Annotated in this window: 24 protein-coding genes, 3 pseudogenes and 1 riboswitch; of the genes and pseudogenes, 21 read left to right on the forward strand and 6 right to left on the reverse strand. The window is 63.8% G+C overall.

Annotated elements, in window-relative coordinates:
* Positions 1 to 105: 105 nt before the first annotated feature.
* The 3 genes from fabG to AC0L3N_RS12985 all read right to left on the reverse strand — a co-directional run bounded on the left by fabG (position 106) and on the right by AC0L3N_RS12985 (position 2,652).
* A complete protein-coding gene (gene fabG, locus AC0L3N_RS12975; RefSeq protein WP_473547946.1) occupies positions 106 to 843 on the reverse strand; it encodes a 3-oxoacyl-[acyl-carrier-protein] reductase in 738 nt (245 codons plus the stop codon).
* A gap of 318 nt (positions 844 to 1,161) precedes the next feature.
* A complete protein-coding gene (locus AC0L3N_RS12980) occupies positions 1,162 to 2,370 on the reverse strand; it encodes a beta-ketoacyl-[acyl-carrier-protein] synthase family protein (RefSeq protein ID WP_473547947.1) in 1,209 nt (402 codons plus the stop codon).
* The gene (locus AC0L3N_RS12985) at positions 2,371 to 2,652 is read right to left on the reverse strand and encodes an acyl carrier protein (RefSeq protein ID WP_065008438.1); all 282 of its coding nucleotides are present in this window, start codon (positions 2,650 to 2,652) and stop codon (positions 2,371 to 2,373) included.
* 1,313 nt (positions 2,653 to 3,965) lie between these two features.
* On the opposite strand from AC0L3N_RS12985, the gene AC0L3N_RS12990 reads away from it, so the two are divergent.
* From AC0L3N_RS12990 to AC0L3N_RS13075, 18 genes and pseudogenes are all read left to right on the forward strand, one after another.
* Entirely contained in the window at positions 3,966 to 4,262 is a 297-nt protein-coding gene (locus tag AC0L3N_RS12990; protein WP_473547948.1) for a hypothetical protein, read from the forward strand.
* Between the two features lie 182 nt (positions 4,263 to 4,444).
* Positions 4,445 to 4,561: riboswitch (TPP riboswitch) on the forward strand.
* Between the two features lie 103 nt (positions 4,562 to 4,664).
* Positions 4,665 to 6,500 carry a phosphomethylpyrimidine synthase ThiC gene (gene thiC, locus AC0L3N_RS12995; RefSeq protein ID WP_473547949.1) on the forward strand — a complete coding sequence of 612 codons (1,836 nt, stop codon included), beginning with the start codon at positions 4,665 to 4,667 and terminating at the stop codon, positions 6,498 to 6,500.
* Entirely contained in the window at positions 6,497 to 7,492 is a 996-nt protein-coding gene (gene thiO / locus AC0L3N_RS13000; RefSeq protein ID WP_473547950.1) for a glycine oxidase ThiO, read from the forward strand. Before thiC ends, thiO begins: the two co-directional genes overlap by 4 nt.
* Positions 7,461 to 7,658, forward strand: coding sequence for a sulfur carrier protein ThiS (gene thiS, locus AC0L3N_RS13005; RefSeq protein ID WP_473547951.1), 198 nt, complete (start codon positions 7,461 to 7,463; stop codon positions 7,656 to 7,658). The genes thiO and thiS overlap by 32 nt, the downstream gene beginning before the upstream one ends.
* Position 7,659: 1 nt before the next feature.
* Positions 7,660 to 8,433 carry a thiazole synthase gene (locus tag AC0L3N_RS13010; protein WP_473547952.1) on the forward strand — a complete coding sequence of 258 codons (774 nt, stop codon included), beginning with the start codon at positions 7,660 to 7,662 and terminating at the stop codon, positions 8,431 to 8,433.
* Positions 8,430 to 9,035 (forward strand): thiamine phosphate synthase, encoded by a 606-nt coding sequence (locus AC0L3N_RS13015; RefSeq protein WP_473547953.1) that lies wholly within the window; start codon positions 8,430 to 8,432, stop codon positions 9,033 to 9,035. Before AC0L3N_RS13010 ends, AC0L3N_RS13015 begins: the two co-directional genes overlap by 4 nt.
* Positions 9,032 to 9,790, forward strand: coding sequence for a hydroxymethylpyrimidine/phosphomethylpyrimidine kinase (locus tag AC0L3N_RS13020; RefSeq protein ID WP_473547954.1), 759 nt, complete (start codon positions 9,032 to 9,034; stop codon positions 9,788 to 9,790). The genes AC0L3N_RS13015 and AC0L3N_RS13020 overlap by 4 nt, the downstream gene beginning before the upstream one ends.
* A 1,136-nt stretch (positions 9,791 to 10,926) precedes the next feature.
* A complete protein-coding gene (locus AC0L3N_RS13025) occupies positions 10,927 to 12,159 on the forward strand; it encodes a cytochrome P450 family protein (RefSeq protein ID WP_473547955.1) in 1,233 nt (410 codons plus the stop codon).
* Between the two features lie 16 nt (positions 12,160 to 12,175).
* Positions 12,176 to 13,378, forward strand: coding sequence for a cytochrome P450 (locus AC0L3N_RS13030; protein WP_473547956.1), 1,203 nt, complete (start codon positions 12,176 to 12,178; stop codon positions 13,376 to 13,378).
* A gap of 94 nt (positions 13,379 to 13,472) precedes the next feature.
* Positions 13,473 to 14,762, forward strand: coding sequence for a cytochrome P450 (locus AC0L3N_RS13035; RefSeq protein ID WP_473547957.1), 1,290 nt, complete (start codon positions 13,473 to 13,475; stop codon positions 14,760 to 14,762).
* A 1-nt stretch (position 14,763) separates the two neighbouring features.
* Positions 14,764 to 15,072: a ferredoxin gene (locus AC0L3N_RS13040; RefSeq protein ID WP_473512003.1), complete on the forward strand. Its 309-nt coding sequence runs from the start codon at positions 14,764 to 14,766 to the stop codon at positions 15,070 to 15,072.
* A complete protein-coding gene (locus AC0L3N_RS13045; RefSeq protein ID WP_473548075.1) occupies positions 15,059 to 15,904 on the forward strand; it encodes an SDR family oxidoreductase in 846 nt (281 codons plus the stop codon). Before AC0L3N_RS13040 ends, AC0L3N_RS13045 begins: the two co-directional genes overlap by 14 nt.
* Complete coding sequence (locus tag AC0L3N_RS13050) at positions 15,904 to 17,247, forward strand: cytochrome P450 (RefSeq protein ID WP_473547958.1); 1,344 nt, start codon at positions 15,904 to 15,906, stop codon at positions 17,245 to 17,247. Before AC0L3N_RS13045 ends, AC0L3N_RS13050 begins: the two co-directional genes overlap by 1 nt.
* A gap of 148 nt (positions 17,248 to 17,395) precedes the next feature.
* Positions 17,396 to 18,394: a polyprenyl synthetase family protein gene (locus AC0L3N_RS13055; protein ID WP_473547959.1), complete on the forward strand. Its 999-nt coding sequence runs from the start codon at positions 17,396 to 17,398 to the stop codon at positions 18,392 to 18,394.
* Positions 18,395 to 18,683: 289 nt separating this feature from the next.
* A complete protein-coding gene (locus tag AC0L3N_RS13060; protein WP_473547960.1) occupies positions 18,684 to 20,234 on the forward strand; it encodes a hypothetical protein in 1,551 nt (516 codons plus the stop codon).
* Positions 20,231 to 21,133: a terpene synthase family protein gene (locus AC0L3N_RS13065; RefSeq protein WP_473547961.1), complete on the forward strand. Its 903-nt coding sequence runs from the start codon at positions 20,231 to 20,233 to the stop codon at positions 21,131 to 21,133. Before AC0L3N_RS13060 ends, AC0L3N_RS13065 begins: the two co-directional genes overlap by 4 nt.
* 84 nt (positions 21,134 to 21,217) lie before the next feature.
* Positions 21,218 to 22,267, forward strand: coding sequence for a type 2 isopentenyl-diphosphate Delta-isomerase (gene fni / locus AC0L3N_RS13070; RefSeq protein ID WP_473547962.1), 1,050 nt, complete (start codon positions 21,218 to 21,220; stop codon positions 22,265 to 22,267).
* 97 nt (positions 22,268 to 22,364) lie between these two features.
* Positions 22,365 to 22,493: pseudogene (locus tag AC0L3N_RS13075) on the forward strand (IS5/IS1182 family transposase); the annotation flags it as partial.
* Here AC0L3N_RS13075 and AC0L3N_RS13080 read toward each other — a convergent pair.
* Positions 22,436 to 22,774, reverse strand: a complete 339-nt coding sequence (locus tag AC0L3N_RS13080; RefSeq protein ID WP_473547964.1) for a KTSC domain-containing protein — start codon at positions 22,772 to 22,774, stop codon at positions 22,436 to 22,438. The pseudogene AC0L3N_RS13075 and the gene AC0L3N_RS13080 overlap by 58 nt on opposite strands.
* A gap of 424 nt (positions 22,775 to 23,198) precedes the next feature.
* On the opposite strand from AC0L3N_RS13080, the pseudogene AC0L3N_RS13085 reads away from it, so the two are divergent.
* A pseudogene (locus tag AC0L3N_RS13085) lies at positions 23,199 to 23,691 on the forward strand (DNA-3-methyladenine glycosylase).
* Positions 23,692 to 24,887: 1,196 nt separating this feature from the next.
* Here the strand turns inward: AC0L3N_RS13085 and AC0L3N_RS13090 are convergent.
* Entirely contained in the window at positions 24,888 to 25,049 is a 162-nt protein-coding gene (locus AC0L3N_RS13090; protein ID WP_473547965.1) for a hypothetical protein, read from the reverse strand.
* Positions 25,050 to 25,544: 495 nt separating this feature from the next.
* On the opposite strand from AC0L3N_RS13090, the gene AC0L3N_RS13095 reads away from it, so the two are divergent.
* Positions 25,545 to 25,865, forward strand: a complete 321-nt coding sequence (locus tag AC0L3N_RS13095; RefSeq protein WP_473547966.1) for a hypothetical protein — start codon at positions 25,545 to 25,547, stop codon at positions 25,863 to 25,865.
* Between the two features lie 103 nt (positions 25,866 to 25,968).
* A complete protein-coding gene (locus AC0L3N_RS13100; RefSeq protein WP_473548086.1) occupies positions 25,969 to 26,331 on the forward strand; it encodes a hypothetical protein in 363 nt (120 codons plus the stop codon).
* Here the strand turns inward: AC0L3N_RS13100 and AC0L3N_RS13105 are convergent.
* A pseudogene (locus tag AC0L3N_RS13105) lies at positions 26,269 to 26,565 on the reverse strand (CoA transferase subunit A); the annotation flags it as partial. The gene AC0L3N_RS13100 and the pseudogene AC0L3N_RS13105 sit on opposite strands and share 63 nt — an antisense overlap.
* Positions 26,566 to 26,654 lie beyond the last annotated feature (89 nt).

Consider the following 26,654-nt stretch of genomic DNA (forward strand, 5'->3'; position numbering starts at 1 on the left):
GTTGCCCGACCGACCCGCTCGTCAGTTGCCTGACCAACCGACTGCTATGGGTGCGAACCTTCCCCCACTGTTGATAGCCGTCATCGGGCCGCTGAACTTTTCACGCTAAATCATCGCCATGCCGCCATTGACGTGAATGGTCTGGCCGGTGACATAGGCGGCTTCGTTGGAAGCGAGGTAGGCGACGGCGGAGGCGACTTCGGCGCTGGTGCCCATGCGCCGCGTCGGAATCGCCGCCATGATCGCCTCTTTCTGCTTGTCGTTGAGCTTGTCGGTCATCGCCGATTCGATAAAGCCAGGGGCGACGCAGTTGACGGTGATGTTGCGCGTGGCGATCTCCTGCGCCAGCGACTTGGAAAAGCCGATCGTACCGGCCTTGGAGGCGCAGTAATTGGTCTGGCCGGGATTGCCGGTGACTCCAACCACTGAGGTGATGTTGATGATGCGACCATGCCGGCGGCGCATCATCGGATGGGTGAGTTCGCGGGTCAGCCGGAACACGGCGGTCAGATTGACCTCGAGCACCGAATCCCAGTCGGCGTCCGCCATGCGCACAAACAGCCCGTCCTTGGTGATGCCGGCATTGTTGACGAGAATGTCAACGCCTTCGAGATCGGCCTCGACCTTCTGGCCGAGCGCCTTGACCTCGTCGCGATTGGAAAGGTTCGCCGGGAACAGCTTGACCCGATCGCCGAGCTCGGCCGCCAGTGTTTCCAGCTTCTCGACACGGGTGCCGTGCAGGCCGACGATGGCGCCCTGCGCATGCAGCACCCTGGCGATCGCCTCGCCGATGCCTCCCGATGCGCCTGTGACGAGCGCCTTGCGGCCGGTCAGATCGAACATTTATCAATTCCCTTTTTAAGGACCGGCTTCGCACGGAAGCGGTCACTGGCGGCCCTGCGCCCTTCCAGACATTATCGGGTACAGCTTTGGACAGGTCCTCGAGCCGAACTCGAAGGGCCTCGCTTAACCTTCCGGGTAGCGGTACGTCCACGTCGCTTCAACAGCTGAGAATTTTGCAAAAAAATGGGTCCCGGCTTGTCCAGCTTCCGCTGCCACTTGGCGCATTCACCGAGGCGGTCCAGGGGCACGTCCTTCACAATCATGATCCGGCAAGCATTTGGATCCGAAAGATAGAGTTACTGGTATCTCACATGGCTTCTACACCTGCTTGAACGCCAGAACTGCGTTCATGCCGCCCATGGCGAAGGCGTTGCTCAGTGCCACGCGCACCTTGCGCTCGCGCGCCACATTGGGCGTTACGTCGAGATCGCAATCGGGATCTGGCTCGCGATAATTGGCGGTCGGCGGCACGACGTCCTCCCGGATCGCCATCACGGAGGCGATCATTTCAAGTGCGCTCGCTGCGCCGAGGCAATGCGCGTGCATGGACTTGGTGGACGAGACAGACATCGAATAGGCATGGTCTCCGAAGACGCGCTTGATCGCCGCCGTCTCGGTCTGATCGTTGGCCTTGGTGCCGGTGCCGTGGGCGTTAAGGTAGTCCACGTCCTCGGCATTCAGCCCGGCGTCGGCAAGGCAAGCGCGCATCGCGGCCTCCGGCCCCTCGATAGACGGCGCGACGATGTGGAAGGCATCGCCGGAAAGGCCGATCCCTGCGATCTCGGCAAGCATTGTGGCACCGCGCGCCGCGGCATGCTCATAGCTTTCCAGCACGGCCATGCCCGCACCCTCGCCTATCACCACTCCCTTCCTGTCGGCGGAGAAGGGCCGGCAAGTATCCGGAGCGAGCGCGCGCATTGCTTCCCATGCCTTCATCTGAAGGCATACGAGCGGCGCTTCGGCGCCTCCGGCAAGCATCACGTCGGCCCGGCCGAGCCTGATCTGATCCGCCGCCGAAGCGATCGCATGGTTGGCTGATGCGCATGCGGAGGCGATGGCAAAGACCGGGCCGCGCAGGCCGAGGCTCATGCTGACCTGGCTGGCAGCGGCGCTCGGCAACCCCCTTGGTGCAGTGTAAATGCCAGCACGCTTCGCCCCGCCCAAAAGGAGGGCGCGGTAGGTGTCTTCAACCGTTCCCCAGCCCCAGCCGCAGACACCCACTGTCGCGCCGAAGCGATTCGGATTTCCCTCATCGCAGGAAAGTCCAGCGTGTTGCATGGCTTCGCGCGCTGCGAGCACAGCGAGCAAGCCGACGCGGTCCATGGAGACGAGCTGGTTGCGGCCGATGTCGTGCTCGGGCAGTTCCTTGATCTCGGTACCGACAATGCCCTTCATCTCATGAAGCTCGGAACTGACCATCGGGCGGATGGCGGAGCGGCCTTCGCGCATCTCTTTCCAGATGGAGGCGGCGTTGTTGCCTAGGCCGCAAAGCCCGCCCATCCCACTAATGACGACTCGCCTGTCCAATCAGACCTCCTTCGCGAGCAAACCGCGGACGGCTTCCACCATGTCGCCGACATTCTTGAGATTCGACCAGGCGTCGGCCGCGTTCATGTCGATCTTGATGTCGTAGGCCTGCTCCACATCCCAGAGGAGATCCGCCAGACCCAGCGAATCGACTCCGAGCGAGGTCAGTTCCGTAGCAGTCGTTATTTCGCCGATGATGGACACACTCTTTCCCTGGCCGCTCTCCGATTCGAGGCGGTTCTTGATCGTGGCAATGATTTCCGTTGCGAGTTGATCAGCCATTCTGTTCCTTTCCATAGCAATGCCTTTTGACGTGGGTGCGGCGCCATACCTCTGCCAGTCACGTCGCGAAAATCGTCCTGACCAGGCTTGTGCCACTCACCAACAGCAATCGGATTAAAGAGACCTGAGGAGTTCCGGTTGGTCTGCGGCGTAGGCATCCAACTGCAACTCATTTTCCAGAGGCAACTTCCATCGCACGTCTGAGCTCATGGAAATTTCACCTTTCGTGGCTCTTTTTTCGCAGTCGTCACACGATAAGGGTAGCGGGCGATCAGGGCGTGTGAGGTGCTGTCAATGCGAGATTCCGGACGATTTGATAAAATCGTTTGTTTCAATGGATGCATCCACCCTGTGGATAGAGATACATTCCAATGAACGGGCAAGCCTCTGGTTGCGGGAGATAATGCTACAGGAGACATCCCGCATGGCTCCACGCAAAAGCTCGGCACGTCTCGGGCGCGACTAGATGCTCAGCGCCTCACACTCGCTCTCTACGGTGCGACGAAGCGCGCTGGCGGTCGCGGAAGGCACAAAGGTTACCGATCCGCAGGGTGGATTCATCCTGTGGGTCGAGCTTCCGAACACCATCGATTCGCTCGACACTTTCAGGGCTGCATCGCGGCGGCGGCATGGGTGGTACGGGTTTCTAAGGTCTGCGCCTCTCACCAATCTCAAAGGGAGGCAGCAATGCCGCCCCCTTTTTTGGAACGGAGCCGGTCGGAAAAGGTTTGGGGCTTGGTCATCGGTGGTTCCTTCGAATCAGGTTGTGTCAGCTACCCAACCCTACCGAAGAACATCGATGACCGCCGCTACGCCGCTCGCTCGCTACAGCGCTGTTGAGGGCGCGCTCGCGAGCGGCTTCGCTACCGCCGACCTACACCACGCGGTGGGACACGACCTTAAGGTCGGCTAGAGCGCTGGCTGACCATGGCGTCACCTGCTCGGATCAGCTTGGTCGACGATTAGCGCCGTCAGTGTTTTGCCTTGCAACGCCTCAAATCTAGGAAAGTTGTTTCTGGAGTTGCGCTCGATCAAGGCCCATCGCAAAAAAGTTGACGCTGTCATCGCCGCCGCGATCCTCGCCTTCGGCCTTGTCTACATCCATCTTTTTTCGGGGACGGTAACGGCCGCATTCACTGCAACCTGATCCACCACGTGCTTGCCATGCGCCGCTTCAACCCGCCGGGAGTGGTGTTCCCTGTCTCGGCCGCGATACTGGACAGATCGTCGAGTACAGGCGCGTGCTCTAAGCTATTCGCAGCGCCTACTGCCATTGGTCGAATGGGTGACCGACGCCGCAATTCAACGTTCGGGTGCTGAATGACACCGGGGATTTCTACCCATTCTTCGAAGCAACTCGCACGCCGAATTCCTCTATGCCTCGTTCAGCGAAGGATCGAACGGGGCTTTCCAGGGGGAGCCGCTTTTCTGCAGCGCTACGATCAATTCCGGCAACAGATTTATCGATCCTTGAGCGGCTCATCGGTGGTCACCTGTCGAGCCGCGCCCGCGAAAAGGAATTCGCCGCGCTGACCAATGACAAGGCAGGGCGGATCGAGGCGATCTACGCGCATACCTTTGGCGCCGATTTGAAGGTGTGGTCATCGTAAGGATTGATCTTTAGGCCGACAGTATGGCGGTCCCCCTTGATCAGCCCCTTGGTTTCCGGAGCGTGATTTGTCGCCGAGACATGCGCGAGCGTCCCTCGGGTTTGACCGGCCGCCGATCACCGCCGCGGGCTCGCCGCGGGCCAAATGCGCTTGACAAGATAGCATCGGCCCGTTCAACCTGAGGCATTCACCAGGGGAGTCCCGGCAAGGGGCTGAGATACTGTTGGCTTTCGCGGCGCAGTGACCCGTTGAACCTGATCCAGTTCATACTGGCGTAGGGACGGTGCAAGCGCTTTGCGGGAGTTCACGCCCGAGGTCCTGTTTCGGCAGGTCAACCAAAGCGTCTTTTCATCCTTCCGGCACAGAACTGGGTCTCCAATGCATGCGCAAAGGAGCCTCAAGATGAATGCCCTCACCCCCGCCGTGTCGACGGGACCACTGCCCGCCTCGCGGAAAATCCACAAGCCCGGTGCCATCCACCCGCAGATCAGGGTGCCGATGCGCGAAATCGCCGTCCATCCGACGGCGGGCGAACCGCCCGTCACCGTCTACGATCCGTCGGGACCCTATACAGACCCGACTGTCGAAACCTGCATCGAAAAGGGCCTCGCCCGGCTTCGCCACGAATGGATTAAGGCGCGCGACGATGTCGAAGCCTATGACGGGCGCCATATCCGACCGGAGGACAACGGGTTCGCCGCTGGCGAGCGCCTGACGCCGGAATTTCCCATTCGCAACCGGCCGCTCAGGGCCAAGCAGGGCAAGGCGGTGACCCAGCTTGCCTATGCGCGCGCCGGCATCATCACGCCAGAAATGGAGTTCGTGGCCATCCGCGAAAACCTTGGTCGCGAGATCCTGCGCGGCAAGCTCGACCGCGACGGCGAAGCCTTCGGCGCGGCGATCCCCGATTTCGTCACACCGGAGTTCGTGCGCGAGGAGGTGGCGCGCGGGCGGGCGATCATTCCCGCCAACATCAATCATCCCGAGAGCGAGCCGATGATCATCGGCCGCAATTTCCTGGTAAAAATCAACGCCAATATCGGCAACTCGGCGGTCACCTCCTCCATGGCCGAAGAGGTCGAAAAAATGGTGTGGGCGATCCGCTGGGGCGCCGACACGGTGATGGACCTGTCAACCGGCCGCAACATCCATAACATCCGGGACTGGGTCGTGCGCAACGCGCCGGTGCCGATCGGCACGGTGCCGCTTTACCAGGCGCTTGAGAAGGTCGGCGGCATCGCCGAGGACCTGACCTGGGAGGTGTACCGCGACACGCTGATCGAACAGGCCGAGCAGGGCGTCGACTATTTCACCATCCACGCCGGCGTGCGGCTGCACTACATCCCACTGACCGTCGACCGGGTCACGGGCATAGTCTCGCGCGGTGGCTCGATCATGGCCAAATGGTGCCTGCACCATCACCGGGAAAGCTTCCTTTACGAGCATTTCGCCGAAATCTGCGACATCTGCCGCGCCTATGACGTGTCGTTCTCGCTCGGCGACGGCCTTCGACCCGGTTCTATCGCCGACGCCAATGATGCTGCGCAATTCGCCGAACTGGAAACGCTGGGCGAGCTGACGAAGATCGCCTGGGCGAAGGATTGCCAGGTAATGATCGAGGGGCCCGGCCACGTGCCGATGCACAAGATCAAGGAGAACATGGACAAGCAGCTCGCCGTCTGTGGCGAGGCGCCGTTCTATACACTTGGCCCGCTGACCACCGACATCGCGCCGGGCTACGACCACATCACCTCTGGCATCGGGGCGGCGATGATCGGCTGGTTCGGCACCGCCATGCTCTGCTATGTCACGCCGAAGGAGCATCTCGGCCTTCCAGATCGCAACGATGTCAAGATTGGCGTGATCACCTACAAGATAGCTGCCCATGCCGCCGACCTGGCGAAGGGGCATCCAGCGGCGAAAGTCAGGGATGATGCCCTCTCCCGCGCGCGTTTCGAGTTCCGCTGGGAAGACCAATTCAACCTGTCGCTCGATCCCGAAACGGCGCGCTCCTTCCACGACCAGACCCTGCCCAAGGAGGCGCACAAGCTGGCGCATTTCTGCTCGATGTGCGGCCCGAAATTCTGCTCCATGCGAATTTCTCACGACATCCGCGCCGAGGCACAGAAAGAGGGCATGGCAGCGATGGCGGCGAAATACCGCGAAGGTGGGGATCTCTATGTGCCAGCGGACGAGACCGGCGCGCCGCTCATGCCACAGGCGCATGAGCGACCATGAGGGTGCTGGTCAAAGGGGCCGGCGTCGCCGGCCTCACCGCCGCTTTCGAGCTCGCCGCTCGCGGCGCGACGGTCACAGTCGCCGAGATGCGACATGGCCTTGGCGGCAATGCGTCGTGGTTCGCCGGCGGCATGCTGGCGCCATGGTGCGAGAGTGAAAGCGCGGAGCAGCCGGTGCTGGATCTCGGACGCGACGCTGCCGACTGGTGGGATGCGGTGCTGTCGGGTCAGGTGACGCGCGCCGGAACACTGGTCGTGGCCGCGCCGCGCGATACTGGCGAACTCGACCGGTTCGCCAGCCGTACGTCGGGCCATCGGCGTGTCGATGAAGACGACATTGCGCTCCTGGAATCCGATCTCGCCGGCCGCTTCCGCCGCGGATTGCTATTCCCCGATGAGGCTCATCTCGACCCGCGCCAGGCGATGGCGGCGCTTCATGACAGGCTGGCAGCCATGGGCGTCGAATTCCGCTTCGGCGTCGACGCCCCCTCCGGATTCGATCGTCAGATCGACTGCACGGGAATGGCAGCAGCCGATGACAGGCTGCGCGGCGTTCGCGGCGAGATGCTGATCCTGCGCACACCTGATATCTCGCTGTCGCGCCCGGTCAGGCTGCTCCATCCGCGCTTTCCGCTTTATGCGGTGCCGCGTGCCGACCACCATTTCATGGTTGGGGCGACGATGATCGAAAGCCAATCCGGGGGACCGGTCACGGCGCGTTCGATGATGGAGCTTCTGGGTGCCGCCTATGCCCTCCATCCGGCCTTTGGCGAGGCCGAGATCGTTGAAACCGGTGTCGGCGTTCGTCCAGCCTTTCCCGACAATCTGCCGCGCGTCGAAATGAGCGGAGAAACCATCGCGATCAACGGGCTCTATCGCCATGGCTTTCTCCTCGCCCCTGCCATGGCGCGCCAGGCGGCCGACCTGGTTTTCAGTCAAGACAGAACCAAGGAGCTTGCTCATGAAACTGACCGTCAACGGCGAAGCGCATGAGGTTGCCGCCACCACATTGGCCGAATTGCTTGCCGCGCTTGACTATGAAGGCGATTGGCTGGCGACGGCCGTCAACAGCGACCTCGTGCAAAAGGCCAACCGGGCGGAATTCCGATTGAGTGACGGCGACCGGATCGAAATCCTCTCACCGATGCAAGGAGGCTAGCATGTTCGAGCTTTTCGGAACGACGCTTCCCTCTCGCCTGCTTCTCGGCACCGCTCAATATCCCTCGCCTTCCATCCTTGCCGATGCGGTCAAGGCGTCGGGCACGTCGGTGGTGACGGTCTCGCTGCGACGTGAGATGGCAGGCGGCAGGGCCGGCGAAAAATTCTGGTCGCTGATCCGCGCGCTCGGCGTAAATATCCTGCCCAACACTGCCGGCTGCCACTCCGTCAAGGAAGCGGTCACGACCGCGAAAATGGCACGCGAAGTGTTCGGCACGAGCTGGATCAAGCTCGAAGTGATCGGCAACCAGGACACGCTGCAACCGGACGTGTTCGGCTTGGTAGAAGCGGCAAGGTTACTCGTCGCCGAAGGTTTCGAGGTCTTCCCTTATACGACCGATGACCTTGTCGTTGCCGAGCATCTGCTTGAAGCCGGTTGCCAGGTGCTGATGCCATGGTGCGCGCCGATCGGCTCGGCGCGCGGACCGCAAAATCCCGATGCCCTGCGAAGCTTTCGTGGCCATTTCCCAAACATTCCGCTCATCGTCGATGCCGGTATCGGTCGCCCGTCGCATGCGGCAGCCGTGATGGAACTCGGCTATGACGCGGTGCTCCTCAACACGGCTGTAGCAAAGGCTGGCAATCCCGTTCAAATGGCCGCAGCGTTTGGCAAGGCTATCAAGGCAGGCCATGAAGCATATTGCGCCGGGTTGCTCGAGCCGCGCGACATGGCCGTCCCCTCAACTCCCGTAATCGGCATGGCAGCGTTTCGATGAAGCTCGACCCCTTCTATCTGATTGTCGATTCCAGCGCTTGGATCGAGCGTCTCGTGCCGCTCGGCATCAAGCTGGTGCAATTACGCATCAAGGACAAGGACGAGTTTTCGCTACGACAGGAAATCCGAGCTTCGAAGGCGATATGCGAACGCCACGATTGCCGGCTCGTCGTCAACGACTATTGGCGCATCGCGATCGAGGAGGGCTGCGAGTTCGTCCATCTCGGCCAGGAAGATCTCGCCCGGGCCGATGTAAAGGCGATCCGACGGGCAGGCATTGCAATGGGCCTCAGCAGCCACGACGACGCCGAGCTCAAAACCGCTCTTGCGGCTGAACCCGACTATGTGGCGCTCGGCCCTATCTACCCAACCGTTCTCAAGATCATGAAATGGCCTCCGCAGGGGCTCGACCGCATCGCTGTCTGGAAGCAGCGTGTCGGCGACCTTCCGCTCGTTGCCATCGGCGGGCTGACCGTCGAGCGCGCGACCGGCGTCTTCGCCCAGGGCGCTCAGAGCGCCGCCGTTGTCACGGACATCCTTGGGAACCCCCGTCCCGAGGTCCGTCTCCTCAAATGGCTGGCGGCGACGGCCCTGTTGCGATGACGCACGTCCTCATCGTCGCCGGCTCGGATTCGAGCGGCGGGGCTGGCATCGTTCGAGACATCGAGACGGTTTCCGCCTTCGGGGTGCGCAGTTGTCTCGCCGTCACGGCCGTGACCGTCCAGACGCACTTCGCTGTCGAGCACGTCAAGCTTATGCCGCCGGAACTTGTCGCCGCCCAGATGCGCGCCGCGTTCGCTGCCAACCCTGTCGCGGCGGTCAAGATCGGCATGCTTGGGACAGCCGCGGCGATCGAGGCAGTCGGCGCTGTTTTGGCCAGCAACCCCAAAGTGCCTGTGGTGCTCGACCCGGTCCTGACCTCGACCTCGGGAGGCTTGCTGCTGGCGGACGATGCCATCGACGCGCTGACTCGTGATCTGATGCCGATCTGCCGGCTCGTAACACCCAACCTGGTCGAGCTGGCGCGATTGACCGGATCGGCACCGGCCTCGGACGAAAAAGGCGCCTGGCGTCAAGCTGACGAATTGTCGAGAACGGTGAGGGCCGCCGTGCTCGTCAAGGGCGGCCATGCGCAAGGAAGCCGTTGCATCGATGTGCTGTTGCAGCCAAACCTCCCCTCGGTTCGATTCGATGCGCCCCGCTTGCCGCGTGGGATGCGCGGTACTGGCTGCATGCTGTCCAGCGCAGTCGCCAGCTCGCTTGCTCATGGAGCATCGCTGGAAGCGGGCGTCAGCCGCGCCAAGCAATATGTTTTCGATGCGCTTGCCAGATCGAAGGACATCGAGCCGAAAAGCTGATCGGGCCCAAATGTATCAAAGCTCCGGTCGAGTCTGGGAGGCGATCGCTTTGGTCTACCCCCCAGGACGTGAAAGACCCTATTCGAGGGCTGGGAATGCGGCATACGCGATCGCGACCCTATGAACAACACGCCCCTTTGAGGAGGAAGCCGGGATGCCACTGTGCCAACCGTTGATGCGCCACCTGAACGGCGCTATTGACCGCTTGCCGTGCATCACGCCAACGACACGATTTACGGGCTTGCCGCTATTTCTACGCTTCCAACCTGAAGCGTGTCTGGCGTGTGGCGCCACCTCTTTCAATTAAATGCCAATCCTGGTCTAAACGACTGCATTCTCACAGTTAACTGCCAATGGACATATAATTTGCCAACTATATTTTTTGATTTATTGAGAGACAAGTACATATCATGTTAATATTTGTAACAGATATATAAACTGTCAATTATTTATGAACGGATTATTTCGATGAATAGCAAGTAACCCCTTTCGGATTCAGATCCTGACAATGGAATGGGACAACAGAAGCAGGCGCGATCTCATCTGCGTGGCATGAGATCACGGGCGAGAGATGATGATACTGAAGGAGCCGGGGATCTTACGGTGTCAATTTCTATGTCAGCGCCTATGTCTGATGACAGAGGTTTCCATTTTCTTGAGGCGGCTCCGAACCGGCTGGACCGACAATGACGTCGGCGCCGTCGACATGATCCGGCAGACCGGCAAGTCCAAGAGCTGCATATGGCGTTGGCAGAGTGCTTCGCCGCCGAAGGCTTCAAGGGCTGTTGCGACAAGACGCGGCCCTCGCGTATTGCGGCTCTCGGGCCCGAAGCCCTGCCGAGCGGTTCTGATACGCCGTGAGAGGAATTGGATGACGGGCCAGAATTGTTAAATATATTGCGGCATTATGAAATTTAGACATTTCAGTAACAAATAAAGTTAACATTCTTTTCACTTGAATTTTGGGGCTTGTTATTCAAATAACTAGGGCGCCCGAACCCGGCAAGATCAAGCGGGTTAGTCGAAATCCAATTTTGCTGGTGCTTGTCGAGGGATGAGACGCCACGCGTATTGCCCGAAGCTGCAAATGATTTTTGCAACTTTATTACATAATGGTTCTTTAAGGAGTTGTTGGCATGCGCGTAGAAAACGATCATTGCGATGTGATCGGTGTGTCGGTCGCTCCCACGCAACTTAATAGTCTGTCTGCTGCGATTCTGCAGCAGGGGGGGATGGCGCGAGTGTCGCTGCCAGGCAATGTGGTGACCTGGGCGGCAGGCCGTCACCAGACGCTCAGGCGGATGTTTTCCGACCAGCGTTTCAACAGGGACTGGCGACAGTGGCGGGCGCTGCAGGACGGCGAGATTCCCGAGGATCATCCGCTGATCGGGATGTGCAAAGTGGACAACATGGTCACGGCGCATGGCGCCGATCACCGGCGCTTGCGCGGCCTGCTGTCCAGGAGCTTCGCGCCCAGTCGTATCGCCTTGCTGGCGCCACGGATCGAACAATGCGTCGATCGACTCCTGGCCGAGATGGCGCAGCGCGGCGGCAGTGCCGATCTGATGTGCGAGTTCGCCGTTCCGCTGCCCACCAACGTGATCGCCGAACTGTTCGGTTTGCCGGACGAACAGCGCGAGGAGATCGTCGCGCTCACCTACAGCCGGGCCAACACCTCCGCCACAGCCGCAGAGGTGCGACAGACGCGGCAGCGCATCCCGGAGTTCTTCCGTCGCCTGATCGCGCTCAAGCGGGGCCAACTCGGCGACGATCTGGCTTCGGCCCTGATCGTCGCGCGCGACAACGGCGAGCTCGTTTCCGACAGCGAGCTCATCGACATGCTGTTCATGGTGCTCTCTGCGGGCTTCGTGACCACCACCGGCGTCATCGGCAATGGCGTGCTGGCATTGCTGACGCATCCGCAGCAACTGCACCTGGTGCGCAGCGGCCAAGTTCCGTGGTCACAGGCGATCGAGGAAATCCTGCGCTGGGGCAGCTCAGTGGCCAATCTGCCGTTCCGCTATGCCACCCAGGACGTGGAGATCGACGGATGCATGGTCCGCCGCGGCGACGCCGTCCTGATGGCGTTCCATGCGGCGAACCGGGACGAAAAGGCCTTCGGTCCCGGCGCCGAAAGGTTCGATGTCACCCGGCGGCACAACCCGCACCTGTCGTTCGGTGAGGGGCCGCATTCCTGCCTGGGCGCTGAGCTGGCGCGCCTGGAATTGCGCTGCGCCTTCCCCGCGCTGTTCGGGCGGCTGGAGGATCTGGCGCTGAGCATCGCCGCGGAGGACGTCGTCTACATGCCGTCTTACGTCATTCGCTGCCCGCAGCGCCTGCCGGTCACCTTCCGCCCGTCCATCGCTTAGAGAGTGAAGTGCCACCATGTCCGAACAACCCTTGCCGACGCTGCCGATGTGGCGCATCGATCACATCGAGCCCTCGCCCGAGATGTTGGCGCTATGCGCCAATGGTCCGATCCACCGCGTGCGGTTCCCGTCCGGGCACGAAGGCTGGTGGGTGACAGGCTACGACGAGGCCAAGGCGGTGCTGTCCGACGCGGCATTCCGGCCCGCGGGAATGCCGCCGGCGGCATTCACCCCGGATTCGGTGATTCTCGGTTCGCCGGGATGGCTGGTCTCGCACGAGGGGGGCGAGCATGCCCGGTTACGCACGATCGTGGCGCCGGCCTTCAGCAACCGCAGGGTGAAGCTGCTCGCGCAGCAGGTCGAAGCGATCGCCGCGCAGTTGTTCGAGACGCTGGCGGCCCAGCCCCAGCCCGCCGACCTGCGGCGCCACCTCTCCTTTCCGCTTCCAGCCATGGTCATCAGCGCGCTGATGGGCGTGCTCTACGAGGATCACGCCTTTTTCGCCGGGCTGTCCGACGAGGTGATGACGCACCAGCATGAAAGCGGCCCGCGCACCGCGTCGCGCCTGGCCTGGGAAGAACTGCGCGCCTACATTCGCGGCAAGATGCGGGACAAGCGCCAGGATCCGGGCGACAACCTGCTGACGGATCTGCTCGCAGCGGTCGACCAAGGCAAGGCAACCGAGGAAGAGGCGATCGGCCTGGCGGCGGGCATACTGGTGGCGGGGCACGAGAGCACTGTCGCGCAGATCGAATTCGGCCTGCTGGCCATGTTCCGCCATCCGCAACAGCGCGAACGCCTGGTCGGCGAACCGTCCCTGGTGGACAAGGCGGTGGAGGAAATCCTGCGCATGTACCCACCGGGCGCGGGCTGGGACGGCATCATGCGCTATCCGAGGAGCGACGTGACCGTCGCCGGCGTGCATATTCCCGCAGAGAGCAAGGTGCTGGTCGGCCTGCCGGCGACGTCGTTCGATCCGCGCCATTTCGACGACCCGGAAATCTTCGACGTCGGACGCGACGAAAACCCGCACCTGGCGTTCTCCTACGGGCCGCACAACTGTATAGGCGCGGCGCTGGCCAGGCTGGAACTCAAGGTGGTGTTCGGTTCGATCTTCCAGCGCTTTCCCGCGCTACGCCTGGCCGTGGCGCCCGAAGAACTGAAGTTGCGCAAGGAGATCATCACTGGCGGGTTCGAGGAGTTCCCGGTGCTCTGGTGATGCGCGGACGCCGCCGGGATCGGGATCTTCTCCGCAATTTGCCGGCGCGCCTGGGCGCGCACCGGTCAGATCAGCCAGCCAACAGGTAACCAGGATGGACGTGCAAGAAACCACAGCAGCATGCCGGGACGCCTTCGCCGAACTGGCGTCGCCAGCGTGCATCCACGACCCGTATCCGTTCATGCGGTGGTTGCGCGAGCACGATCCGGTGCATCGCGCGGCGTCGGGCCTCTTTCTGTTGAGCCGCCACGTCGACATTTACTGGGCGCTCAAGGCCACGGGCGATGCGTTTCGGGGACCGGCGCCGGGCGAACTGGCGCGCTATTTCCCGCGTGCGGCGACCAGCCTGTCGCTCAATCTGCTGGCGTCCACGCTAGCGATGAAGGACCCCCCGACGCATACGCGTCTGCGCCGGCTGATCTCGCGCGATTTCACCATGCGCCAGATCGACGACCTGCGGCCGAGCATCGCGCGCATCGCCGCAGCGCGCCTGGACGGCATGGCGCCCGCGCTGGAGCGCGGGGAGGCGGTGGACCTGCATCGGGAATTCGCGCTGGCCTTGCCCATGCTGGTCTTCGCCGAACTGTTCGGCATGCCCCAGGATGACATGTTCGGGCTCGCCGCCGGCATCGGCCCCATTCTGGAAGGCCTGAGCCCGCACGCCAGCGATCCCCAGCTCGCCGCGGCGGACGCGGCCAGCGCCAAGGTGCAGGCCTACTTCGGCGACCTCATACAGCGCAAGCGCACCGACCCCCACCACGACATCGTGTCGATGCTGGTCGGCGCACATGACGACGATGCCGACACGCTGTCGGATGCGGAGTTGATCAGCATGCTGTGGGGCATGCTGCTGGGCGGCTTCGCCACCACTGCTGCGATCATCGACCATGCGGTCCTGGCGATGCTGGCGTATCCCGAACAGCGGCACTGGCTGCAGGGAGACGCCGTGGGGGTGAAGGCATTCGTGGAAGAAGTCCTGCGCTGCGACGCGCCCGCCATGTTCAGCTCCATTCCGCGGATCGCCCAGCGCGACATCGAACTGGGCGGCGTGGTGATTCCGAAGAACGCGGACGTGCGCGTGCTGATCGCGGCAGGCAATCGCGACCCGGACGCCTTCGCCGATCCCGACCGCTTCGATCCCGCGCGGTTCTACGGCACCAGTCCTGGCATGTCGACTGACGGGAAGATCATGCTGAGCTTCGGCCACGGCATCCACTTCTGCCTCGGTGCGCAACTGGCCCGGGTGCAGTTGGCCGAGAGCCTGCCCCGGATCCAGGCGCGCTTCCCCACGCTGGCATTGGCCGAGCAGCCGACCCGGGAGCCCTCCGCGTTCCTTAGGACGTTCCGCGCGCTGCCGGTGCGGCTGCATGCGCAGGGGGGCTGAGATGCGCGTCGTGGTCGACCAGGATCTGTGCGGAACCACCGGGCAGTGCGTGCTGACGCTGCCGGGGACCTTTCGCCAGCGCGAACCGGACGGCGTGGCTGAAGTGTGCGTGGTGACGGTCCCGCAGGCGCTGCACGCCGCCGTGCGGCTCGCGGCCAGCCAGTGCCCGGTCGCCGCCATTCGGGTCATCGAAAGCGACTCTGGCGATGGCGAGCGCGCCAGCGCCGACCCTGCGCCTTCTCCGGCGGAGGCCTATCGGCATGCCGCGAAAGACCAACGCAATCCAGGAGGACACGATGGGACGGTTTGAAGGCAAGGTGGCCGTGGTGACCGGCGCCGGCGCCGGCATCGGCAAGGCATGCGCCCTCGCCCTCGCGCGCGAGGGCGGCAGAGTGGTGGTGGCCGACATTGATGGCTCGGCGGCCATCGCCTGCACCGCGCAGATCGCGGCCGAAGCCGGCCACGCGCTGGCCCTGGCCATGGACATTGCCGATGCGCAGGCGGTGGCAGCGCTGTTCGAGACGGCGGAGCGGCACTTCGGTGGGGTCGACCTGCTGGTGAACAACGCGAGCGCCATGCATCTGACCCCGCGCGACCACGCGATCCTCGACCTGGACCTGGCGGTCTGGGATCATACCATGGCGACCAATCTGCGCGGCACGCTGCTCTGCTGCCGGCAGGCGATCCCACGGATGATCGCCCGCGGCGGTGGCGCGATAGTCAACATGTCGTCGTGCCAGGGGCTCAGCGGTGACACCGCGCAGACGTCCTACGCCGCGTCGAAGGCGGCGATGAACATGCTGTCGGCCTCGCTCGCGACCCAGTACGGTCATGCACAGATCCGCTGCAACGCGGTTGCGCCGGGTCTCATCATGACCGAGCGTCTCCTCGCCAAGCTGGACGAGTGCATGCAACAGCATCTGCGCCGGCACCAGCTCCTGCCGCGCGTCGGCCGCCCTGAGGACGTGGCCGCGCTGGTGGCTTTCCTGCTCTCCGACGATGCTGCGTTCATCACTGGCCAGGTCGTGTGCATCGACGGCGGCATGCTGGCGCATGTGCCGACATACGCCGACGGTGGCAATAGCCGCGCCGCGCGGCCTGCCGGCGACATCGCCGAAGCGGCCGCGGCGCCGCGCTGCTGATGGACATGCTGCTCAACCCGCTGGACCGTCGGCACCGGCTGCGGTACGACATCCCGGTCGTGCCCGGCGCTTTCCCCCTCGTCGGGCATCTTCCCGCCATCGTGTGCGACCTGCCGCGCCTGCTGCGGCGCGCGGAACGGACGCTGGGCAGCCACTTCTGGCTGGATTTCGGCCCTGCCGGTCACCTGATGACCTGCACGGATCTGGATGCGTTCGCACTGCTCCGGCACAAGGACGTGTCCTCGGCGCTGATGGAAGAGATCGCGCCCGAATTGCTTCGCGGAACGTTGGTCGCCCAGGACGGCGGCGCGCACCGGCAGGCGCGCGATGCGATCAAGGCGGCGTTCCTGCCCAAGGGGCTGACCCAGGCCGGCATCGGCGACCTGTTCGCGCCCATCATCCTGGCGCGGGTGCAGGCGTGGCGCGACCGCGGCGACGTAACCATCCTGCGCGAAACCGGCGACCTGACGCTCAAGCTCATCTTCAGCCTCATGGGAATCCCCGCGCACGACCTGCCGGGGTGGCATCGCAAGTACCGGCAACTGCTGCAGTTGATCGTCGCGCCCCCGGTCGACCTGCCCGGACTGCCCTTGCGGCGCGGCCGCGCCGCCCGCGACTGGATCGACGCGCAGTTGCGCCAGTTCGTCCGCGACGCGCGCGCGCATGCCGCGCGAACCGGGTTGATCAACGACATGGTGAGCGCCTTCGATCGCAGCGATGATGCGCTCTCCGATGACGTCCTGATCGCCAATATCCGCTTGCTGCTGCTTGGCGGTCACGACACCACCGCCTCGACGATGGCTTGGATGGTGATCGAGCTGGCGCGGCAGCCTGTGCTGTGGGACGCCCTAGTCGAGGAGGCGCAACGCGTGGGCGCGGTGCCGACCCGACACGCGGACCTGGCGCAGTGTCCGGTCGCCGAGGCGCTGTTCCGCGAGACGCTGCGCGTGCATCCGGCGACTACGGTCCTGCCGCGTCGCGCGCTGCAGGAATTGCAGCTCGGCCAACGGCGCATTCCCGCGGGCACCCATCTGTGCATCCCGCTGCTGCATTTCTCGACCTCGGCGCTGCTGCACGAGGCGCCTGATCAGTTCCGCCTGGCGCGGTGGCTGCAACGCACGGAGCCGATCCGGCCGGTGGACATGCTGCAGTTCGGTACCGGCCCACACGTCTGCATCGGCTACCACCTGGTATGGCTGGAACTGGTGCAGTTCTCCGTCGCCTTGGCGCTGACCATGCACAAGGCCGGGGTGCGGCCGCGGTTGCTGAGCGGCGTCGAAAAGGGCCGGCGCTATTACCCGACCGCACATCCGTCCATGACAATCCGCATCGGATTCTCATGAGCTGGCATCGCACGCCCCGTGTGGCGAGGCAGCGGCGCCGGCGACGCCCGGCATTGCTGCCTCGGCGCGCGCGCTCGGTGCGACACCGGCAACACCGCGGCGGCTCGGCGCTCGCCGTGGCCGTGTCAAGTACAAGGACATGAACAACATGCAGACCGGTTCCACGCTACACGACGACCGAACTGGCGTTTCCGCGCTCGGCGGATTGGGCGCGCAGGCGCGCGGCGCGTCCGGCAGGCTGCTGCCGGAGATCTGGATGCAGGACGGTGCAAAGCGGGTCGAACAGGCGCTGGCGCGTCTTCTCTGCGCCGAAGACGACGGTGAGACCGAGCTGATGACGGCGATGCGCTATGCCACCTTGCATGGCGGGAAGCGAACCCGCGCCTTGCTCTGTCTGGCTGCCGGCGCACTGGCCGACACGCCGGCGCACATGCTCGACGACGTCGGCGCCGCCATCGAGATGATGCACGCCTGTACCCTGGTCCACGACGACCTGCCCGCGATGGACGACGACGTGCTTCGCCGCGGCCTTCCGACCGTGCACGTCAAGTTCGGCGAAGCCACTGCGATCCTGGTCGGCGATGCGTTGCAGGCGCACGCCTTCCTGACCCTGGCGAGCCTGGATGCGCCCGGCCACAACCGTATCGCGCTCGTGCGCGAACTGGCGCAGGCGGTGTCCGCCGAGGGTGCCGCAGGCGGGCAGGCTATGGATCTATCGCTGGTCGGAAAGCACGTCGAGCTGGACAGGATCGTGGCGATGCACCGGATGAAGAGCGGAGCGCTAGTGCGCGCGTCCGTTCGCATGGGCGCGCTATACGCCATCGCGGAGGATGCCGCGCACGCTGCGCTGTACTGTGCGCTCGATCGCTACAGCGCCTGTTTCGGCCTGGCGTTGCAGGTGGTCGACGACATTCTCGACGCGACAGCGGATACCGCGACGCTGGGCAAGACCCCCGGCAAGGACGCGGCGGCGCAGAAGCCGACCTGCGCGTCGATCATGGGGCTGCAGGCAGCGCGCCAGTTCGCGCTGGATCTGTTGCGCGACGCCGGGGAGGCCATCGCCCCGCTGGGGCCGCGTGCGGAACGGTTGGCGCAGATGTTGCAGCGGGCCAACGCGTATCTGTTCAAGCACGCGCCTTGCGCATGAGCGTCCGCATGGAGTCGCCCCTGTGCCGCTGCGATCGGCCGGCGGCAGCGGTGGACGCACTGTGTCCGAGTCCGCGGCGCCGATCGCAGCGGCTGCCCAGCACGGCCGCGGCCCGCTGCGCGCAAGCCTATGCGGCGGACCGGCGCCGGCATCGGGGCGCGTCGCCGCGCCGGAGCAGGGCGGCCGTCCGGCGCTGCCCGTGCGCCGGGCCGCGACGGGCCTGCGGCGACGCGCGTGGCGTCTGCCCTATCCTGGTTCTCGTCATCCGTCTGCAGAAGGAACATCCCGCGTGAACGCGCTGTCCGAACAGATCCTTTCCGAATTGCGCCACCTGCTGAGCGAGATGAGCGACGGCGGCAGCGTCGGTCCGTCCGTCTACGACACGGCGCGAGCTCTGCAGTTCCACGGCAACGTCACCGGTCGGCAGGACGCATACTCGTGGCTCCTCGCGCAGCAACAGGCCGATGGCGGATGGGGAAGCGCGGACTTCCCGCTGTTCCGCCATGCGCCCACGTGGGCGGCGTTGCTGGCATTGCAGCGTGCCGATCCTCTTCCCGGCGCTGCCGATGCAGTCCAGGCTGCAACCCGGTTCCTCGAGCGCCAGCCCGATCCCTACGCGCATGCGGTGCCGGAAGACGCGCCGATCGGCGCGGAGCTGATCCTGCCGCAGTTGTGCGGCGAGGCCGCATCCTTGCTGGGCGGCGTGGCGTTTCCGCGCCACCCGGCGCTGTTGCCGTTGCGGCAAGTGTGCCTGGTCAGGCTGGGGGCGGTGGCGACGTTGCCGAGCGGCCATCCGTTGCTGCACTCCTGGGAAGCCTGGGGGACGTCGCCGACCACCGCATGCCCCGATGACGACGGCAGCATCGGCATCAGTCCGGCGGCCACCGCCGCGTGGCGTGCGCACGCCGTGACACAGGGGAACACGCCGCAGGTCGGGCGCGCCGACGCGTATCTGCAGGCGGCATCGCGGGCGACGCGCAGCGGCATCGAAGGTGTCGTGCCCAACGTCTGGCCGATCAATGTGTTCGAGCCATGCTGGTCGCTGTACACCCTGCATCTGGCCGGGCTGTTCGCGCATCCCGCGCTCGCCGAGGCGGTGCGCGTGATCGTCGCGCAGCTCGACGCCCGCCTGGGCGTGCGCGGTCTGGGCCCGGCCTTGCACTTCGCGGCCGATGCGGACGACACCGCCGTTGCGTTGTGCGTCCTGCGCCTTGCAGGCCGCGACCCGGCGGTCGATGCGTTGCGCCATTTCGAAATCGGCGAGCTGTTCGTCACATTCCCCGGCGAGCGCAATGCCTCGGTGTCGACCAACATCCATGCCCTGCATGCGTTGCGACTGTTGGGAAAGCCCGCCGCCGACACCAGCGCCTACGTCGAGGCCAATCGCAACCCGCACGGCCTATGGGACAACGAAAAATGGCACGTTTCGTGGCTGTATCCCACAGCGCATGCGGTCGCTGCGCTGGCGCAAGGCAAGCCCCAGTGGCGCGACGAGCGCGCGCTGGCGGCGCTGCTGCAGGCGCAGCGTGACGACGGCGGCTGGGGCGCCGGTCGCACGTCCACATTCGAGGAAACCGCCTATGCGCTGTTCGCGTTGCACGTGATGGACGGGAGCGAAGAGCCGACAGAGCGCCGGCGCATCGCGCAGGCGGTGGCGCGTGCGCTGGAGTGGATGCTCCCCCGCCATGCGGCGCATGCATTGCCGCAGACGCCGCTGTGGATCGGCAAGGAACTGTATTGCCCCATCCGGGTCGTGCGCGTGGCCGAACTCGCCGGGTTGTGGCTGGCGCTTCGTTGGGGGCGGCGCGTCCTGGCCGAGGTAGCAGGAGCGTCGCCATGATCCAGACCGAACGCGCGCTGCAGCAGGTGCTGGAGTGGGGGCGTTCCCTGACCGGGTTCGCCGACGAGCATGCGATGGAAGCTGTCAGGGGCGGCCAGTACATCCTGCAGCGCATCCACCCGAGCCTGCGTGAGACCAGCGCCCGCACCGGCCGCGATCCGCAGGACGAAACGCTGATCGTGGCGTTCTATCGCGAACTGGCGCTGCTGTTCTGGCTCGACGATTGCAACGACCTTGGCCTGATCGCGCCGGAGCAACTCGCCGCGGTGGAGCAGGCGCTGGGGCAGGGCGTGCCGTGCGTGCTCCCCGGATTCGAGGGCTGCGCTGTGCTGCGCGGTTCGCTGGCCGCGCTCGCCTACGATCGTCGCGACTACGCTCAGCTTCTCGACGATACCCGGTGCTACTGCGCGGCGCTACGCGCAGGAAACGCGCAGGCGGCAGGGGCGGAACGCTGGTCCTACGCCGAGTACCTGCACAACGGCATCGATTCGATCGGCTACGCGAACGTGTTCTGTTGCCTGTCGTTGCTGTGGGGGCTGGACATGGCGAGCTTGCGCGCGCGACCGGCGTTTCGCCAGGTCCTGCGGCTCATCTCCGCGATAGGGCGCCTGCAGAACGATCTGCATGGACGCGACAAGGACAGGTCGGCCGGCGAGGCCGACAACGCGGCGATCCTGCTGCTGCAGCGCTATCCGGCTATGCCTGTGATGGAGTTCCTCAAAGACGAGCTGGCCGGCCATACGGGCATGCTGCACCGGGCGATGGCGGAAGAACGCTTTCCCGCGCCGTGGGGACCGTTGATCGAGGCCATGGCGGCCATACGCGCGCAGTACTACCAGACCTCGACCAGCCGCTACCGCAGCGACGCTGCGGGGGGAGGCCAGCGTGCGCCGGCCTGAACGCGCGGGAGGCGGCGCGTGCGCGCGCTGCCGTCGGTCCGATCCGACGCAACGCCGTCGCCCGATGCGACGGATGGAGCGAGCATGACCGACACCGCCCTGAGCCGGCGCAAGGACGATCATCTGGACATCGTGCTGGATCGGCGAACGGCGCCGGCCGCGGTCGCCGCCGGCTGGGAGTACATCCGTTTCGAACACTGCGCATTGCCCGAGTTGGACCTGACGCAGATCGACCTGCGCGCCTCGCTGCTGGGCAAGACCATGCGCGCGCCGCTGCTGATCAGCTCCATGACCGGCGGCATGCCACGCGCCGAGGCCATCAACCGGCATCTGAGCGAGTCAGCGCAAGCCTTGGGGATCGCCATGTGCGTCGGTTCGCAGCGCGTGAGCCTGCAATCCCGCAGCTCCCAGGGGCTGACGCGCGCGCTGCGCCGCCTGGCCCCAGACATTCCCTTGCTGGCCAATATCGGCGCCGCGCAACTGCGCGAGGCCGACGGCCTGGACCTGGCGCGCCGGGCAGTTGATGCGCTGGAGGCCGATGGACTCATCGTCCATCTCAATCCGCTGCAGGAAGCGGTACAGCCGGAGGGCGACAGCGACTGGCGCGGCGTCCTGGCGCAGATCGCTCGCGCCGCGCGCAGCGTGGACGTGCCGATCGTGGCCAAGGAGGTGGGGTCGGGCCTGTCCGCCTCGGTGGCCTGTGCGCTCGTCGAGGCGGGCGTGGCGGTGATCGATGTCGCCGGCGCCGGCGGCACCTGTTGGGCCGCGGTGGAGGGCGAGCGCGCCCGCGATGCCGCCGACCGTGCAGTGGCGATGGCCTTCGCCGATTGGGGGATTCCGACCCCGGCCAGCGTGCAGGCGGTACGTCGGGCGCTGCCAACGGTGAAGCTGATCGCGTCGGGCGGGATCCGCGACGGCGTCGACGTGGCCAAGGCCATCCGCCTGGGCGCGGACATCGCTGGGCAGGCGGCCGGCGTGCTGCGCGCGGCGACGGTGTCCACCGAGGCGGTTGTCGCGCATTTCGAGATCGTCATCCGCCAGTTGGCCGTCGCCTGCTTCTGCACCGGCTCGGCTGATCTGGCGGCGTTGCGTCAGGCGCGCTTGTTGCCCTCGGCGCATCTGCCCGCCGGTTGATGCCGGCGTCGCCCGCACGTGGCGGCGGGCGCCTAGCAGGCTGCTGAAATGCCTACGCCAAACACAGACTACTGATCCACCTTGGCGAGGCGGTTCGATGCGCGGGAGCGATGTGTTCATGGAGCAGCTGTTCACGATGAAGCGGTTGGAGGATTTCGTTCCAGCCGATCATCCACTGCGCCCGATCCGGCTGATGGTCAATGAAGCGCTGGTGCGGCTAGACCAGACGCGAGGAATGACAGAAACTCTCCGTAGGACTTCGACAGGTTCAGGCCATTGAAGCTCGTATTGAATACCAACTAGGCGGTGCCGGAATTGATTGCGGATATGGTCGTTGAAGAAGCGGCCTTTGGCGAAGGCGGCTTTGAACGCGGCGAAGGTCTCCCGCGGCACGTCCTCAAAATCGTACCGTTTGCCGCTGGCGACGAACCACACCGAAAGGACTTTGCGCTTCGGATCGTATTCCGTTTTGCGTATGAGGTGGATGGCATGATGCAGCTCGAGCACAAGTCTTCAACGATCGCAGAGCCTGTCACGTTCCTTCGTGGTGTTGCTCCCGAGCAGCGCACGAGGATTTGCTCCGGGCCACCTAACGCATCGCGGCATCGCAAACGCGGCAGGCACGGTCTTCCGGGTCTCTCTTTCTACGCCGGCAGCGAACTTCGAACTTCCAAATCACTTCGACCCCTTTGGCTTGGCGCTGTTGAATAGCCAATCGACCCTCATGCATAGGCGATCAGCCCTATCCGAGCTCAGTAGGAATCGCTGCCATGCTGATGATCGTAAGTTTGGCCCTGGTGGATTGGCCATTTGCAGCCGGAGCGGGAATGTTCTTGTTCGCGCCACGTTCCGGCGCGGTCGAGATCCGGTGCAAGCGTTGATTACGAACCGCCAGTTCTTTGCCCGGGACGCCTGCGTTGTCGCGCGCGATATGATCGGCGCCACGCTTCTTGTGCACGGCGTGGGCAGGATCGTCGTCGAACCAGAAGCCTATCGCGCCGATGATCCAGCCTCACACAGTTTTTGTGGTCGGACTTCGCGAAACAGCTCGGCGCCCCAGGGAGCGCATACGTCTATCGCTCCTATGGTCTGCATCGGTGCCTGAATGCCGTCTGCCTTCCCGGTGGTGCTGTCCTTCTGCGCGCGATCGAACCGCAATCAAAGCTCGACCTGATGCGGGCCAATCGCGGCGTTGATGACCTTCGATTTCTTTGTTCGGGACCCGTCGCCTTTGCCAGGCGCTTGCTCTCGATGCATCTTCTGACGGGCTGCCACTGGACGAGCTTCCGTTCCAGTTCAAGCTGCCGCCAGGAGCCAGAACCACCTCCATCTTGACGGGACGCCGGATCGGCATCACCAAGGCTGTAGATCTCGAATGGCGGTTCGGATTGGCAGCCTCGTCGTACTTGAGCCGCAAGTTTTGAGTTGCGTCTGCACGAGTAATTGCCTGGGAGTGGTTTCGGGTAATTAGCCATGTGCAGGGATTCCTGCGCGATGCTGGTTTGGCCCCGCGATTTCGCCCCGGCAGTCCATGCGCTCGCATCGCATCCAATAGGGGGACATTGTCGAAGAACGATTGGGGCAACAACGATTTTCTCGGTGCTACCGCAAAATCTACAAACCCAATTCGGTGATAGGCCGCCAGGATGACGACTACAATGAGATATTCGTCGTAAAATCGGGTTGGGCCCATCCTTTACTGGACGGAGAACGGCAGATCATCGACACAACGCGCGAAGATCGCCAATGGATTTGGCCTGAGCGCCAGCACCCATTAGGGAAAGACGAAGGCCACGATCCGACAGATCCTTCTACCCCGCGCCAATCGATTGCTCCAGCTCGCGAGCGTGCAGCCGGATGCTCGCCGAAGCTCTTGCGCGCTGCGAACGCGTGCTGGTCTCGAACGGCATTGTCTTCTGGCACGAGGCCGATGGTGGCGTTGGCTGGCAGGTCAAGGAGACATCCTCGACGTGGGAGCACGTTAGAGCCACATCAAAAATGGCCCCAATGACGGACGCGCCTTGCCCCACCATCGCGACCGTTACGTCGAAATTTCCGTTCTCGGTTACGAGGGCGATCTCATGATCGGGCTTTTGAGGAACTACCCTACGAATGAAGAGAATGCGAATGGTTGAACACATAGGAAAACCCGCCAGGCGGTTGTCGAAACCCTATTCTCTCTAGAGCCGGTGTCGTAGAAAGCGACCCATACCTAACAGTGCATCTACATTTAACAGAAGCGCTGTTAAATACGGGCATGGTGTTAGAAAGAATCCTTGCCGCGCGGTTAGAAGCGCTCGCTCAGGCGGCGGAAGCGTATGTCCAGCACGCCTTCGGGCGGCGGCTCGAACTCACGCCGATAGCGCCTACAAACGTCCCATACTTCGTGCTTGACCGCTACATGTTGTGGGAACGGTTTGCTGGGCGGTCGCACTCTGGTTGTCATGGCGATTCGCGAACCCCGGCAAGGCGCCACAACGGATTACCTCAAGTATCGTGATCTTGTCCGTCGCCAACTTGGCGTCGATCTCATTCTGCTGCTGCTTGACCATGTGCCGAACGCCATCCGGCGCCAGATGGTGGACCGGCAGATCGGTTTCATCGCGCCGGGTGCGCAGCTTTATGTCCCGGAAGCATTGCTCGACCTGCGCGAGCGAGGGCCGACGACCGCGATCGCCCCGCCGACCAGATCAGCCCTACTACGCAATTGGTGCTCCTCGCGGTCCTGCAGAGTGTCGCCCTTGAGGAGGAACACCTCACCGACCTTGCCGAGCGACTCCATGTGTCGATCATAAGCATAAGCCGAACACTCGATGAGCTTGAGGCACTCCAACTTGCAAAGGCTCGCCAGTCGGCCGACAACGCCGTCTGCACATGCTTCTGGGTGGTCACGAACTATGGGAGGCAATCCAAGAGCGGTTGCAATCCCCAGTGCGCAAGGTTCGCCTTGTTAGTGGCCGGGTCGAAAACCAAATCGCACCGCTCGCTGGCGAGAGCGCGCTTGCCCGCTACACCATGCTGGCGACGCCAAGGGTCCAAACGCGCGCCATTCTGTCGATTCGTTGGAAGCGCCTCAAGGAGAGGCTCGCACTCAGCCCAGCCACGGCGTTCGATGACGACCGGTTAGAGATTCAGACCTGGACTTACGACCCGCAGGTCCTCGCGCGGGATGCTGTCATAAATCGGCTCTCGCTGTATCTCAGTGTTCGGGGGAGCACGGACGAACGCGTCGCGCAAGCGGCGGAAGAATTATTGAAGAATTATTGGAGAGGTTTGAATGGTGATCGGGGTCGACCGCTTTCGCGCTCATTTCGCGGGCCATGAACATCAATATGTGCTGATCGGTGGTGCCGCCTGCGAGCTTATCATGAACGAGGTCGGCCTGGACTTCCGCGCCACCAAGGATCTCGACATCGTGCTGATCGTCGAGGCGCTGGACGCTGCCTTCGCGGAACGCTTCTGGGCCTTTGTCGAGCACGGTGGGTACGAGATCAGAGAGCGAAGCCAGGGGGAGAAAGTCCTCTACCGCTTCCAGAAGCCGAAGACCGAAGATTTCCCGCCATGCTCAAGCTGTTCTCGCGGTCGCCCGAAGGGCTGACGCTTGCCGAGACTCGCATCTTACGCCGCTTCCGATCGACGAAACGGCCGCGAGTCTGTCGGCGATCCTGCTCGACGAGGACTATTACGCCTTTCTCAAGTCGATGGTGCGCGATGCCGGCGCCATCCCGGTGCTCAACGAGGCAGCGATCATCCCGTTCAAGGCCCGCGCGTGGCTCGACCTTAGCTGGGAGCGCGATGCGGGCGGCAAGGTTGACGAAAAGAACATCAAAAAACATCGCAACGACGTGGCACGGCTGCTGCAAGTCTTAAGCCCCGAAGCCAGCTATCCGCTGCCCGAGACCGTCGCAAAAGACATGCGGGCGTTCGTCGAGCTGGCGACAGCGGAGGTCGATTATAACCCCGAGCAGTTTAAGGTGAATATGACGCGAGAGGATGTTGCAGAACCCTGCGATACCGGCACCACCGGCACGCATTCGTTCGGCGAGCGTTCCCTGCGGGTTTAACTCAAGCTCCAGCTCGTCGCTCAGATACTGGCGCATAAGCTCGGTGTTCTCGCCGACATAAGTCGAGAACATCTTCTTGACTTGCCTCCTCTTCAACAGGACACCAAGCCCGAAGTCGTCGACGCCGCAGTTGTTCGAGGTTATCGTAAGGTCCTTGGTACCAGCTTGCAGAACAGCGCTGATCAAAAGCTCGGGAATACCACAGAGGCCAAAGCCGCCAGCCGCTCTGCACATTCCATCGAACAAAAGCCCTTCAAGTGCCGAAGCAGAGCTCTAAATACTTTTTGCACGTCATCAGTCCGATCTAGCTTTACGAGGTGGGC

The sequence above is a fragment of the Mesorhizobium sp. WSM4807 genome (genome assembly GCF_055811615.1).